Source organism: Sporosarcina sp. Y1009, assembly GCF_057669865.1.
Genome location: NZ_JBYHFO010000009.1, coordinates 43181 through 56163, shown reverse-complemented (window position 1 = coordinate 56163; position 12983 = coordinate 43181). Strand labels below are relative to the sequence as shown.

Genomic DNA, 12983 nt, shown 5'->3' with positions numbered 1-12983 from the left:
TTGAAATTTAAGGGGTGACATACATGAGCATCAAAGCTGAAGAAATCAGCGTTCTCATAAAACAGCAGATTGAAAATTATCAATCTGAGATGGAAGTAAGTGACGTTGGTACAGTTATCTCAATCGGTGACGGTATCGCACGTGCTCATGGCCTCAACGACGTCATGGCTGGAGAACTACTTGAGTTCTCTACTGGTGTCATGGGTATGGCGCAAAACTTGGAAGCGAATAACGTAGGTATCGTTATCCTTGGACCATACACAGACATTAAAGAAGGCGATGAAGTACGTCGTACAGGCCGTATTATGGAAGTACCAGTTGGTAAAGAACTAATCGGTCGTGTTGTAAACCCACTAGGTTTACCTGTAGATGGACTAGGTCCGATCGCAACTACTAAAACACGTCCAATCGAAAGCCCGGCACAAGGTGTCATGGCGCGTAAATCAGTTCATGAACCACTTCAAACAGGTATCAAAGCAATTGATGCACTTGTACCAATCGGTCGTGGACAGCGTGAGTTAATTATCGGAGACCGTCAAACAGGTAAAACAACTGTTGCGATTGACACGATTTTAAACCAAGCTGACCAAGATATGATTTGTATATATGTAGCAATTGGACAAAAAGAATCAACAGTTCGTGGTGTTGTTGAAACACTACGTAAAAACGGTGCACTTGATTACACAATCGTAGTAACGGCTTCGGCTTCAGAGCCAGCTCCATTACTTTACCTTGCACCATATGCAGGAATCACGATGGCAGAGGAATTCATGTTTGAAGGAAAGCATGTACTAATTGTTTATGATGACTTATCTAAACAAGCAGCAGCGTACCGTGAACTTTCTCTACTACTTCGTCGTCCACCAGGTCGTGAAGCATACCCAGGTGATGTATTCTACATTCACTCTCGTCTACTTGAGCGTGCTGCTAAGTTGAACGATTCACTCGGTGGAGGTTCAATTACTGCACTTCCATTCGTTGAAACACAAGCAGGAGATATCTCCGCTTATATTCCAACAAACGTAATTTCGATTACAGATGGACAAATTTTCTTGCAATCTGACCTTTTCTTCGCGGGTGTCCGTCCTGCTATTAACGCAGGTCTTTCAGTATCTCGTGTTGGTGGTTCAGCACAAATTAAAGCAATGAAAAAAGTTGCGGGTACACTACGTCTTGACCTAGCTTCATTCCGTGAACTAGAAGCGTTCTCTCAATTTGGTTCATCACTTGATGCATCTACTCAGGCAAAACTTGACCGTGGAGTTCGTACAGTTGAAATTCTAAAGCAAGATCTTAATAAACCAGTTCCAGTTGAAATCCAAGTTGTTGCACTTTATGCACTAACACGTGGATTCCTAGATGATGTTCCTGTTAAAGATATTTTACGTTTCGAGTCTGAAATTGCAGCTTGGCTCGTATCAAACCACACAAATGTTTTAGAGCATATTCGTACAACGAAAGATCTTCCAGCGGATGAAGAGATGGCAGCAGCTATCAACGAATTCAAAACGAAGTTCGCAATTTCCGAGTAAGACGATAATACTACAAAACAAAAAGGTGGTGAATGACTAATGGGATCATTACGCGATATTGAAAACCGCATAAAATCTACGAAGAAAACGAGTCAAATAACACGTGCAATGCAAATGGTATCTGCTTCGAAACTTAACCGTGCCGAACTTAAAGCAAAAGCATTCGTCCCTTACATGGATAAAATCCAAGAGGTCGCTGGTGCAATCGCAGCTGGAACAGATTCAGAACATCCAATGCTCGTATCTCGACCTGTAAAGAAAACCGCATATATTGTCATCACAGCAGACCGCGGACTTTGCGGAGCATATAACAGTAATATTGTGCGTGCAGTTTCTAAAGCAATTGAAAAGCGCGAAACGCCAAAAGAAGATGTCTTGATTTTTGCAATCGGCCGAATTGGCTCGGAGTACTTCTTGAATCGTGGATATAATGTAATTGACAGTGTAATCGGATTGTCCGACCACCCGTCATTCGCCGAAATTAAAGAAATCGCTAATAAAGCTGTTGGTATGTTCGCGGATGGTACATATGATGAAATTTATATGTATTACACTCATTACATTAACGTCATTTCCAACAAAGTAACAGAAGGGAAAGTGCTCCCACTTACCGATATTGCCCAAGATGCAACGACTGCATCTTATGAATTCGAGCCTTCCGCTGAAGCAATTCTTAAAGTGTTGCTTCCTCAATACGCAGAAAGCTTAATCTTTGGCGCATTACTCGAAAGTAAAGCAAGTGAACATGCTTCAAGTATGACAGCGATGCAAAGCGCAACCGATAACGCAGGCGAACTAATTGATGATCTAACACTTCAATTTAACCGCGCAAGACAAGCAGCAATTACACAAGAAATCACAGAGATTATTGGTGGGGTAGCAGCACTGGAGTAGGGAAAATCGGTCTTTGATTTTCCGGCTCTGAAAAAGTCGGCAAGGAAAGTTTGAACTATAACTTTCTTGCTCGAAAAAGTCGGCTTTTTGACTTTTTTGCACTTAGAGCCTAGGACTTTTTCGCTTAGAGCAATGGGACATTGAAAATCACTTTTCTAATCCCTACCAGTACTACCTCTACCATTATGAACGGCATATAGTAAGACAGGAGGAAACAAAATGAACAAAGGACATGTTCTTCAAGTAATGGGTCCAGTTGTCGACGTCAAATTTGATAACGCACAATTGCCTGATATCTATAACGCATTGACAGTTACAATTCAACGTCCTAACTCAGAGCCTGAAGTTTTAACGCTTGAAGTTGCTCTTCACCTCGGCGATGACGCAGTTCGTACAATTGCAATGTCTTCTACCGACGGACTTCAACGTGGAACTGAAGTACTAGACAAAGGATCTGCTATTAGCGTTCCAGTCGGAAACGTTACACTTGGCCGCGTATTTAACGTACTCGGTGAAACAATTGACCTCGGTGAAGAAATCCCGACGTCTGAACGCCATGACCCAATTCACCGTCAAGCACCAACTTTTGAAGAACTTTCTACAGAAGTCGAAATTCTTGAAACGGGCATTAAAGTTGTTGACTTACTGGCTCCGTATATTAAGGGTGGTAAAATTGGTCTATTCGGTGGAGCTGGAGTAGGTAAGACAGTTCTAATCCAAGAACTTATAAACAACATTGCACTAGAACACGGTGGTATTTCCGTATTCGCTGGTGTTGGAGAACGTACACGAGAAGGAAATGACCTTTATTGGGAAATGACTGACTCTGGCGTTATTAAAAATACAGCAATGGTATTCGGCCAAATGAACGAACCACCTGGCGCACGTATGCGTGTTGCATTAACAGGTTTGACGATGGCAGAACATTTCCGTGACGAACAAGGCGCGGACGTACTTCTATTCATCGACAACATTTACCGTTATACACAAGCTGGATCTGAAGTATCGGCACTTCTTGGCCGTATGCCTTCAGCAGTTGGATATCAGCCAACTCTTGCAACGGAAATGGGTCTATTACAAGAACGAATTACTTCAACAAATAAAGGTTCTGTAACGTCAATCCAAGCAATCTATGTACCAGCGGATGACTACACGGATCCAGCTCCAGCAACGACGTTCGCTCACCTTGATGCGACGACGAACCTTGAGCGTAAACTTTCTGAAATGGGTATTTACCCAGCGGTTGACCCATTAGCTTCTTCTTCACGTGCACTAAGTGCTGAAATTGTTGGAGCAGAACATTATAACGTAGCGCGTGAAGTTCAATCGACACTTCAACGCTATGCTGAATTACAAGATATTATCGCAATCCTAGGTATGGATGAATTAGGCGAAGACGACAAACTAGTTGTTGGTCGTGCACGTCGTATCCAATTCTTCCTATCACAAAACTTCCACGTAGCTGAACAGTTCACTGGACAACCAGGTTCTTACGTTCCGGTAGCAGAAACAATTAAAGGATTTAAAGAAATCCTTGAAGGTAAATATGATCAAATTCCGGAAGATGCATTCCGTCTAGTTGGTCGTATTGAAGATGTTATCGAAAAAGCTAAAGCGATGGGTATTGAGATAGAAGCTTAATGAATTCCTGCCGGATCAAATGTAAGCCCTTGGCATATTTGATTAAAAGGGATCAGGAGGGAAAAAAATGAAGACAGTAAAAGTTCATATCGTCACTCCCGACGGCCCTGTTGTTGATACTGAAGCGGACATGATTATCGCGATGACGGAATCAGGCGAATTGGGAATTCTTCCAGGCCATATTGCAACAGTCGCACCGCTTCAAATCGGCGGGCTTCGTATAAAAAAAGGTAATGAAACTGAAGTTATTGCTGTTCATGGCGGGTTCATTGAAATTCGTCCTGAAGTTGTGACAGTTCTTGCACAAAGCGCTGAAACAGCTGCAACGATTGACCTTGCGCGAGCAAAGGCAGCTGCAAAGCGTGCTGAAGTTGCGATTCAAGCTAAAAAAGATGAATCGAGCTTTTTAAGTGCAGAACTCCAGCTAAAACGTGCGATTAACAGAATTAACGCTTCAGAAAACAGGTTTTAATGACTAGTTATTGATGATGAATTTGGGACAGAGGAAGTAGTTTCTTCTGTCCTTTTCTTTGAATAATGGAAGGAGTCAAGCTTATGGATGGCATGTTCGGTTTCCAACCATTACTTGCAATTGTTTCTCATATATTTTTTATAGGCGTTTCTTTTTATGCACTTCAATCAATCATGCCAGAAAAAATTATACGGAAAAACAAAGTATTTCAAGCGCAAATTTTATTTATATTTTTGAGTATAATGATTGGATCTTCTGTATCAAATTTCTTTCTTGAGATATCCTATTGGTCAGGGAGAATTCCTACAATGTTCCGATAACAATCGACAATTTCTCGAAAAATAATAATTGGTACTTGTTATCGCCGCATGTACAATAGAAACAGTATTTTCTGTACATGGGGCGATAGCATGTAAGCTGTCAGATGTTTAAAGAGGAGTAACAATGGGAATTAAACGAACAGAGTTAACTAAAGCTTATATTTAAATTACAGTGACACAAAAAAATGAATGAGTACATACGATAGATTACATCAAGATAGTTATTTCGTAACTTGTAAATTTATAAGGAACACTGTAATCTTATAGGAGTTTGTTTGTTGAAACGCTAATTTTTTAACTTAAAATATATGAATGTTTTTATAAAGCACATTTTAAAGTCGGAGGGACTAATTATGGATCAGATTATTATAAATGGAGGACGCGTTTTAAAAGGAAGTGTCCGTGTTGAAGGAGCAAAAAATGCCGTTCTACCAGTTTTAGCGGCTGCATTGCTCGCATCAGAAGGTGTAAACGTCATAAAAGACGTTCCAAATCTTTCTGATGTAGGAACAATAAGTGCAGTATTAAAAAGCCTTGAGGCAAAAGTTGATGCGGCGCCAGAAAGAAATGAAGTAATCATTGATTCATCAGGGACGTTGTCTAGTGAAGCCCAATTTGAATATGTTCGAAAAATGAGAGCTTCAATCCTTGTCATGGGCCCAATTCTAGCTCGAAATGGTTTTGCACGTGTAGCATTACCAGGTGGTTGCGCAATTGGATCACGTCCAATTGATCAACATTTAAAAGGATTCGAAGCAATGGGTGCTGAGATTTCATTTGGTCATGGTTATGTTGAAGCGAAAGCAGAACAAGGATTAAAAGGTGCGAAAATTTATCTCGACTTTCCAAGCGTCGGAGCAACAGAAAATATTATGACTGCCGCAGCACTTGCAGAAGGTACGACGGTCATTGAAAACGCTGCTAAAGAACCAGAAATTGTAAACTTAGCAAATTTCATTAACGAAATGGGCGGAAAAGTAGTTGGTGCTGGTACCGATATGATTCGAATCGAAGGCGTATCGAAATTATACGGAACAACACATCACATTATTCCAGATCGTATCGAAACAGGTACATTTATGGTAGCAGCTGCAATTACTGGAGGAGACGTAATTATCGAAAATGCTGTTCCAGAGCATAATGCTGCGCTTATTTCAAAAATGGGTGAAATGGGTGTTAAGATCATCGAATTGGATGAGGGAATTCGTGTTTACGCGGAGTACCCACTTAAATCCGTCAACTTAAAAACAATGCCACATCCTGGTTTTCCAACAGATATGCAATCGCAAATGATGGCGTTAATGCTTACTGCAACTGGGACGGGTGTTATTACAGAAACAGTTTTTGAAAATCGTTTTATGCACGTAGAAGAATTCAGACGCATGAACGCTACAGTTAAAATTGAGGGGAAATCAGTTATCTTAGAAGGTCCTTCAGATCTACAGGGCGCTGAGGTGGCAGCTACAGACCTTCGGGCAGCAGCAGCGCTCATTCTTGCAGGATTAGCTGCAGATGGCCGTACGCGCGTTACAGAGCTATCGCATCTTGACCGAGGGTATGTTGACTTCGACAAAAAACTTGAATCACTTGGTGCTGATATTGAACGTGTGTCATCTGAAGAAAAGGTTGAAGTTCAAAAGAAACAAGAACTAGTCTAACCAACTTTAGTATTCAAATAAAAGAAGGTCATCGAATATTTTCGATGACCTTCTTTGCATTTATTTTGTGAAATAGACAATTCACCTTACTCCGGAAGAGGCATAAAAGAAGGAGGATTACATATAATTGACTATGAAAATACTATGGGCTAGTTCACTATTATTACTCATCGCCATGTTTTTAATCCCAGTAATATTTCTTAGAGGACCAAGCGCGGAGCCGAAGAAGGAGGAGGAAATAGAGCAATCTTGTCCGATCGATATAAAAGTGGTAGGTGTGGACGAGCCATTAGCGCTTGAGGAATACGTAAAAGGAGTTGTCGCAGGTGAGATGCCAATAGATTTTCAAATCGAGGCCTTAAAAGCCCAATCTATTGCAGCAAGGACATATGCACTACAGACAACGAATTACGGAGAAAATCCGATTGCTCGTGATGTATCAGCACAAGTATATAAAACAAAAGAAGAACGAAAGAAGCAATGGGGAAAAGAGTTCAAAGAAAATGAAAAGAAGCTAACCAAAGTTGTTGAAGAAACAACTGGTGATGTATTGATGTACGACGAAGCATTAATCTCAGCCATGTTTTTTTCAACATCAAATGGTCAAACCGAGGCTGCCCAAAACTATAGTGGCAACGACGTTCCTTACTTACAAAGCGTTGAAAGTGAAGGGGATGTTAAGGTGGCGCCGACATTTGAAGTGAAAACTGAATTGCCGATAGAGAAGTGGAACGCAGCATTTGGCATAGAATGGAATGCGGAAATGTTCAAATCGCTACAGCTAATTCGAAATGAAACGGGACGTGTTCAACGTGTAGCAACGTCGGGATTTGAGTCCAATGGTCGTGAAATACGTGAAATCCTAGGACTTCGGTCAACGGATTTTGATATTGCATTTGATGTGACGAATGAAATTGTGATTATAAAGACGCTTGGATATGGGCATGGTGTTGGAATGAGTCAGTACGGTGCGGAGGCATTTGCGGCGGACGGTTGGACGGCCGAACAAATTGTTCAACACTATTATACTGGCACATCAATAAAAAATTTGCTGAACCTTGAGAATGTATGTTTAAAAACACCTTAACTTGCAAACAATAGCAAGTGAGGTGATGATTATGCGAGAGGAAAAAACGAAATCTCCTTCTCAAAAGAATAAGCGTAAACAAACAAAAAGTTGGTTTTGGCCGACAATCTATTCGGGTATCGCAATTGTATTTGTAGGGATGATCTGGGGTTATACGGCATTTATTAAAGATACCCCGGCTGTAACAGATACTGCTTCAAATCCGGATAATGGCGAATTAGTAGTCGATGTAAATGCTTCGAAGGAATCTCTCAAATATCCTTTTTCTGAGGAATTCCGCGAAGACGTAGCGATTTTACAAGATTACTATGACATGGAAGCCGACGAATCTATGCGAGAAAGTGCACTGCTTGTCTTTAATCAGACTTACGAGACGAATACCGGGGTTTCTATTTCGATAGAAGGTAAACCGTTCGAGGTGCTCGCATCCATGAGTGGTGTAGTAGAAGAAGTCATTTCAGATGTCTTCAGTGGTGATGAAATCGTCCTGAAGCACGCAGATGGCATGAAGACGGTGTACAGTTCACTCACAGGGGTTCTAGTGAAAGAAGGCGACGAGGTCACTCAGGGTGAGTCTCTCGCAACGACAACACAAAACGAATGGAACCCGGCAGCAGGTGTGCATCTACTTTTTGAAGTTTATCTTAATGATGAACCGGTTAACCCTGGGAAATATCTAGCATTTTAAAACACAACGGTTCATTGCAGTCTTATCCAAAAGCCACTCTTTGGGGTGGTTTTTTTATTTTTCAAAAAATATTTATACAAAAAGTATATGTAAACAGCGGTAAACCAAGCCTTCCTAAGCCAAACACGCGCATAACACCATCATCTATCGCATACAGTAAGACAAGATTCGGAGTCGATAGGAAAGGAAGAGGGCGTGCACGAGCAAATACGGAGGCGATGCGTGCGCCTCGGGGAGTTATTGCTGGAAACTGAGGTTACCGTGCGAGAATTAGCAAAAGTTACAGGTTATTCCAAAAGTACTGTTCACAAAGATCTGACTGAACGATTACCGAATATTGATGTTGGATTGGCAGAAGAAGTTGCAAAAATACTTGCCTATCATAAATCTGTCAGACATTTAAGAGGCGGTGAGGCGACTAGACTAAAGTGGATGAATGAAGCAAAAAAAATGAGCAAGTAATAAGCAAAGAGCGGAGCCGAATTTGTTCATGGCACCGCTTTTTTATAGTTTGAAATTAATGTTTTCTCTATTGTAAGATATTGGTCCTTAAGTATGTTCATTTTTGTGTCACTATGGTAAAATTACCAGATAAGAGTGTGCAAAAATAGAGATGACACGAAACAGTTGGAAGGGGAAGCTGAAACAATGTTTGCTAAAGATATTGGGATCGACTTAGGTACAGCTAACGTCCTAATTCACGTCAAGGGAAAAGGGATTGTCTTAAACGAACCATCAGTAGTTGCAATAGATAAGAAAAATAATAAAGTGCTTGCTGTTGGAGAAGAAGCATGGAAAATGGTCGGGAGAACACCAGGAAATATTACAGTGATTCGCCCTTTAAAAGACGGTGTCATCGCGGATTTTGACGTGACAGAAGCTATGCTCCGGCATTTCATCGATAAACTGAATGTGAAAGGATTTTTCACGAAACCTAGAATTCTTGTCTGCTGCCCTACGAATATTACGAGTGTTGAACAAAAAGCGATTCGTGAAGCAGCAGAAAAATCTGGTGGAAAGAAAATCTATTTAGAAGAAGAACCAAAAGTTGCTGCAATTGGTGCAGGGATGGATATTTTTCAACCAAGCGGTAACATGGTAATTGATATTGGTGGTGGAACCACAGATGTTGCTGTTTTATCGATGGGTGACATTGTGACGTCTGAATCGATTAATATTGCAGGCGACACGCTAGACAACGACATCATTCAATATATTAAAAGTCAATATAAATTACTTATTGGACTGCGTACATCTGAATCGATTAAATTTGATATTGGCACTGTTTTCCCAGGATTGCGGAATGAAAAGATGGACATTCGTGGCCGAGACATGGTTTCTGGACTTCCTCGTACCATTACAATTGAGTCAGAAGAAATTAGAAAAGCAATGAAAGAGTCTATGTCTCTAATTGTCCAAGCTGCAAAAAATGTCCTAGAAAGAACACCGCCTGAACTTTCAGCTGATATAATCGACCGCGGTGTGTTTTTAACGGGCGGTGGGGCACTGATTAATGGAATAGATCAATTACTAGCAGAAGAATTGAAAGTACCTGTATTTGTTTCCGAAAGTCCGCTTGACTGTGTTGCAAAAGGAACTGGAATTTTACTTGAAAATATTCAAAAAAGATCGAGTAGGGTTTAATTCTACATAAAATTCGTTTTGGGTGTATTCCTACACCCGAATCGCTTGTATAGGGAGTACTGAATATGAACAATTTAAAGTTTCGAAGTTCAAAAAGAAAAGGAGCGTCAACTGACAATCCTGACGTTGAAATATTATCAAGAAGAGAACAGAAAAAAGCTAATCTTGATAAAACTGATGTCCCTAAAAAGACATTTTGGGTACAAATTCGTATGATCCCAATTTGGCTTCGTCTTATTTTGATCATTTTACTAATAGGTATAGTGACCGTTATTGGATTGCGTATCGGATATAGTTATATTGGCGACGGTAATCCAGAGGACGTATTAAAAAAAGAAACCTGGGTACATATTTTTGATATTATAAAAGGTAAAGAATAAGTTTTGTATAAATAATTTTGCAGGAGGAGTCACATGCTAACAGCACAACAAATTCAAGAGATTTTGCCACACCGATATCCAATGTTAATGGTCGATAGAATTTTAGAACTCGAAGAAGGAAAGCGTGCAGTTGGGATTAAAAATGTTACGATAAATGAAGAGTTTTTTAATGGACATTTCCCTGGATATCCAGTAATGCCGGGGGTTCTTATCGTTGAAGCACTTGCTCAAGTAGGTGCAGTGGCTTTATTGAAGCAAGAAGAGAATAAAGGGCGTATCGGATTTTTTGCTGGCGTCGACAACTGTCGTTTTAAAAAACAAGTAACACCAGGTGATACGCTGCGTCTAGAATTTGAAGTAACAAGGGTTCGCGGCACGATTGTAAAGGCGAAAGCCGTTGCATCCGTTGACGGGGAAGTCGCATGTGAGGCGGATATCACGCTAGCGCTTGGCCCAGTCGTAGAATAAGTAGTATGATTTAAAGTTCCCATTGCATACAACATTAATTTAATAATTTTATAAAAATAATGGATAGTTCCCTTCATTTCGTACAACCTACAGTAGACCATGCAGAAAGTGTGGTAAACGGCTTGTGGAAAGGAGGGAATCTTTTCATGTTGAAAAAAACGATACCGCTTTTTCTACTATCGGGACTTGTATTAGGTGGTTGTATGGACGGAAATAATGATGCAGTTCCTAATAATAACGAAACACCGATGGAAGATGTGCAAGATCGTGATAGAAACTGGACGCCTAATGTCGACGATAATAATCGTGGCGGAACGGATCTTGACGGGATCGACGATGGTCAAAACGGTAATGGTGGAAATAATAATTTCATCAACGGGGACAACGGCAACAATAACGGAGGAACTGCACCAAACGACACAATTATCGATGACGAAATGGACGGGAATGGAAACAACCGCTAACCGCAAGCTGTAAACACCGCCTCCTAGCTTGATGAGGCGGTGTTTTGTCATAAAAGAACGATATTAGATCAAGACATCAAAAAAGAGCAGTAAGACCAATCACTCTTCCGAATTATCCCGCTTTAACCGTGGACGTGACCGCATATCGGACTCAAACCGTTGTAACAATGTTTCTCCTTCTAAACCTTCAAATATCAATTCCTCTAACAAATGCTCAGCATATTGCGTTCGAGCTCGTTTTAATCTACCTTTCAACAAAACAGAAATATTATTCCCGATTTGCTTAACCGCATCCACAGCAACACGGAAAGCAGCTGGCTCGTTTTCTGGATAGGAAATAACAACCTTTGCTTCCAATAAATGATCTTGTCCGAGAAAGGATTCAAAGAAATCTTTATGTTTTTCATCGATAAACATTTCAAGGATCCACATATGGTGGCTGTTTTCTTGGTTAATAATAATGCCGTCAATCAGTGGGAAATCAAGAATCTGTTCATCGTGTAAAATTCCAACACTTAACATTTTAAATGATTTCATCATGGCCACCCCTTCCAATTTGCTTTGATTATACCATAACTTCTTGATGTGAAAATAGAGATTTAGAATCTCCAAAGAAGCATTTAACATCTGGGCTACTTTTCAACGCTGAAAATTTCTTGAAAACATAGGAAGATTAAATTTTCAGGGAATAAGAATCATGTAAAAAACTGACGGATTCTTTGGTTTCTTGTAACAAACTTAACATAAATGAATCGTTGAAAACATAATAACCACCTCTTAAACTAATCCAAAATTCAAATATCTCGCTTTGCCAAAAGAGTTAGCGCCGTCGTATGATAAATTTACTTAAAAAGAAAGGAGGTTGTTCATTGAATCAAGTAGCACTTGTAGGGCGTATAACGAAAGATCCTATCTTGCGGAGAATTACAAAAGATCGGGTGCAAACGAGTATTATTGTCGCAGTCAATCGAAACTATAAAAATACGAGAGGAGAAGTTGAAACTGATTTCATCTTGTGTTCATTGTGGGGACGACTTGCTGAAAACACGGCAAAACATTGTGGAAAAGGCTCATTAATTGGCGTCACTGGTCGGATCCAATCCAGAACATATGAAAAAGAAGGCGGGAGCCGTGTATTCGTGACAGAAGTAATCGGAGATGAAGTACGATTTCTATCTACCAAAAACAGAACAAACGAAGATTTATACGCAAACGCTACAGTGTCGAATCACAACGCTGAAATAGCGGATTCAGAATCAGTTCATTTTGAATTACCAGCAGAAGAAAGCAAAGAACTACCGATTATGTAAAAGGAGAGGGTAGACTGGGCTACAATCCGGAGCTGAAACTACAATTTAATGAAATAGCTGTGAAGGAAAGAAAGGAATACTTAAGGCCATTTGGGGAAGTGGCCAATCTTTATGTGAGGAAACATACGGAGAGAAACTTAATCCATTTCGATGGAACGCTAATTAAAAACCACGCTCAGGTACTTGGATGATGACTGCTATCCTTCAGGTACCCATATCGTGGGATACTGAAAAAGGGGATGTTAACTTGGAAATGACAAAGCTTGAGAAAGAAGTTATCCGAATGGAACTCCAAATTAGTGAACTAATACGTATCGTTGCACACCTAAATGAGCGCTTAAAAAAGTTTGAAGAAGAGACTAAATACATTGAGTTATTGAGCCATGTACCGTTCACACAAAAAATAACATGAAAAATCCCAGAGA

At 40.3% G+C, this 12983-nt stretch carries 16 protein-coding genes; 15 read left to right on the top strand and 1 reads right to left on the bottom strand.

The genetic code is table 11. The features are described from left to right. The first annotated feature begins 23 nt into the window (after positions 1-23). The 13 genes from atpA to AC25Y1_RS12250 all read left to right on the top strand — a co-directional run bounded on the left by atpA (position 24) and on the right by AC25Y1_RS12250 (position 11248). Positions 24-1532 (top strand): F0F1 ATP synthase subunit alpha, encoded by a 1509-nt coding sequence (atpA, locus tag AC25Y1_RS12310; RefSeq protein WP_488148296.1) that lies wholly within the window; start codon positions 24-26, stop codon positions 1530-1532. A gap of 39 nt (positions 1533-1571) precedes the next feature. Then, entirely contained in the window at positions 1572-2426 is an 855-nt protein-coding gene (atpG, locus tag AC25Y1_RS12305; RefSeq protein ID WP_488148295.1) for an ATP synthase F1 subunit gamma, read from the top strand. A gap of 219 nt (positions 2427-2645) precedes the next feature. Further along, on the top strand, positions 2646-4067 hold the full coding sequence (gene atpD, locus AC25Y1_RS12300) for a F0F1 ATP synthase subunit beta (RefSeq protein ID WP_488148294.1): 1422 nt from the start codon (positions 2646-2648) through the stop codon (positions 4065-4067). A 67-nt stretch (positions 4068-4134) separates the two neighbouring features. Then, entirely contained in the window at positions 4135-4539 is a 405-nt protein-coding gene (locus tag AC25Y1_RS12295; RefSeq protein ID WP_488148293.1) for a F0F1 ATP synthase subunit epsilon, read from the top strand. A gap of 65 nt (positions 4540-4604) precedes the next feature. Beyond that, complete coding sequence (locus tag AC25Y1_RS12290) at positions 4605-4859, top strand: DUF1146 family protein (protein ID WP_488148292.1); 255 nt, start codon at positions 4605-4607, stop codon at positions 4857-4859. 353 nt (positions 4860-5212) lie between these two features. After that, positions 5213-6517 carry a UDP-N-acetylglucosamine 1-carboxyvinyltransferase gene (murA, locus tag AC25Y1_RS12285; protein ID WP_488148291.1) on the top strand — a complete coding sequence of 435 codons (1305 nt, stop codon included), beginning with the start codon at positions 5213-5215 and terminating at the stop codon, positions 6515-6517. A gap of 133 nt (positions 6518-6650) precedes the next feature. Next, positions 6651-7604 (top strand): stage II sporulation protein D, encoded by a 954-nt coding sequence (spoIID, locus tag AC25Y1_RS12280; RefSeq protein WP_488148371.1) that lies wholly within the window; start codon positions 6651-6653, stop codon positions 7602-7604. A gap of 31 nt (positions 7605-7635) precedes the next feature. After that, complete coding sequence (locus tag AC25Y1_RS12275) at positions 7636-8292, top strand: peptidoglycan DD-metalloendopeptidase family protein (protein ID WP_488148290.1); 657 nt, start codon at positions 7636-7638, stop codon at positions 8290-8292. Between the two features lie 195 nt (positions 8293-8487). After that, on the top strand, positions 8488-8754 hold the full coding sequence (locus AC25Y1_RS12270) for a sporulation transcriptional regulator SpoIIID (RefSeq protein WP_488148289.1): 267 nt from the start codon (positions 8488-8490) through the stop codon (positions 8752-8754). Positions 8755-8940: 186 nt separating this feature from the next. Next, entirely contained in the window at positions 8941-9936 is a 996-nt protein-coding gene (gene mreB, locus AC25Y1_RS12265; RefSeq protein ID WP_488148288.1) for a rod shape-determining protein MreB, read from the top strand. Positions 9937-10001: 65 nt separating this feature from the next. Next, on the top strand, positions 10002-10316 hold the full coding sequence (locus AC25Y1_RS12260) for a DNA-directed RNA polymerase subunit beta (RefSeq protein ID WP_488148287.1): 315 nt from the start codon (positions 10002-10004) through the stop codon (positions 10314-10316). A gap of 33 nt (positions 10317-10349) precedes the next feature. Then, entirely contained in the window at positions 10350-10784 is a 435-nt protein-coding gene (gene fabZ, locus AC25Y1_RS12255; RefSeq protein WP_488148286.1) for a 3-hydroxyacyl-ACP dehydratase FabZ, read from the top strand. A 146-nt stretch (positions 10785-10930) separates the two neighbouring features. After that, the gene (locus AC25Y1_RS12250; RefSeq protein ID WP_488148285.1) at positions 10931-11248 is read left to right on the top strand and encodes a hypothetical protein; all 318 of its coding nucleotides are present in this window, start codon (positions 10931-10933) and stop codon (positions 11246-11248) included. Between the two features lie 99 nt (positions 11249-11347). Here the strand turns inward: AC25Y1_RS12250 and AC25Y1_RS12245 are convergent, their stop codons facing one another. Next, entirely contained in the window at positions 11348-11785 is a 438-nt protein-coding gene (locus AC25Y1_RS12245; protein WP_488148284.1) for a YwpF family protein, read from the bottom strand. A gap of 332 nt (positions 11786-12117) precedes the next feature. On the opposite strand from AC25Y1_RS12245, the gene AC25Y1_RS12240 reads away from it, so the two are divergent. Together AC25Y1_RS12240 and AC25Y1_RS12235 are read left to right on the top strand one after the other, a co-directional pair. Then, positions 12118-12558 (top strand): single-stranded DNA-binding protein, encoded by a 441-nt coding sequence (locus tag AC25Y1_RS12240; RefSeq protein WP_488148283.1) that lies wholly within the window; start codon positions 12118-12120, stop codon positions 12556-12558. A gap of 247 nt (positions 12559-12805) precedes the next feature. Then, on the top strand, positions 12806-12970 hold the full coding sequence (locus tag AC25Y1_RS12235; RefSeq protein ID WP_488148282.1) for a hypothetical protein: 165 nt from the start codon (positions 12806-12808) through the stop codon (positions 12968-12970). Positions 12971-12983: the final 13 nt, after the last annotated feature.

Bases quoted from the DNA above. Each gene is read 5' to 3' on its own strand.
- atpA (WP_488148296.1), top strand. From the start codon at position 24: ATGAGCATCAAAGCTGAAGAAATCAGCGTTCTCATAAAACAGCAGATT.
- atpG (WP_488148295.1), top strand. From the start codon at position 1,572: ATGGGATCATTACGCGATATTGAAAACCGCATAAAATCTACGAAGAAA.
- atpD (WP_488148294.1), top strand. From the start codon at position 2,646: ATGAACAAAGGACATGTTCTTCAAGTAATGGGTCCAGTTGTCGACGTC.
- AC25Y1_RS12295 (WP_488148293.1), top strand. From the start codon at position 4,135: ATGAAGACAGTAAAAGTTCATATCGTCACTCCCGACGGCCCTGTTGTT.
- AC25Y1_RS12290 (WP_488148292.1), top strand. From the start codon at position 4,605: ATGGAAGGAGTCAAGCTTATGGATGGCATGTTCGGTTTCCAACCATTA.
- murA (WP_488148291.1), top strand. From the start codon at position 5,213: ATGGATCAGATTATTATAAATGGAGGACGCGTTTTAAAAGGAAGTGTC.
- spoIID (WP_488148371.1), top strand. From the start codon at position 6,651: ATGAAAATACTATGGGCTAGTTCACTATTATTACTCATCGCCATGTTT.
- AC25Y1_RS12275 (WP_488148290.1), top strand. From the start codon at position 7,636: ATGCGAGAGGAAAAAACGAAATCTCCTTCTCAAAAGAATAAGCGTAAA.
- mreB (WP_488148288.1), top strand. From the start codon at position 8,941: ATGTTTGCTAAAGATATTGGGATCGACTTAGGTACAGCTAACGTCCTA.
- AC25Y1_RS12260 (WP_488148287.1), top strand. From the start codon at position 10,002: ATGAACAATTTAAAGTTTCGAAGTTCAAAAAGAAAAGGAGCGTCAACT.
- fabZ (WP_488148286.1), top strand. From the start codon at position 10,350: ATGCTAACAGCACAACAAATTCAAGAGATTTTGCCACACCGATATCCA.
- AC25Y1_RS12250 (WP_488148285.1), top strand. From the start codon at position 10,931: ATGTTGAAAAAAACGATACCGCTTTTTCTACTATCGGGACTTGTATTA.
- AC25Y1_RS12245 (WP_488148284.1), bottom strand. From the start codon at position 11,785: ATGAAATCATTTAAAATGTTAAGTGTTGGAATTTTACACGATGAACAG.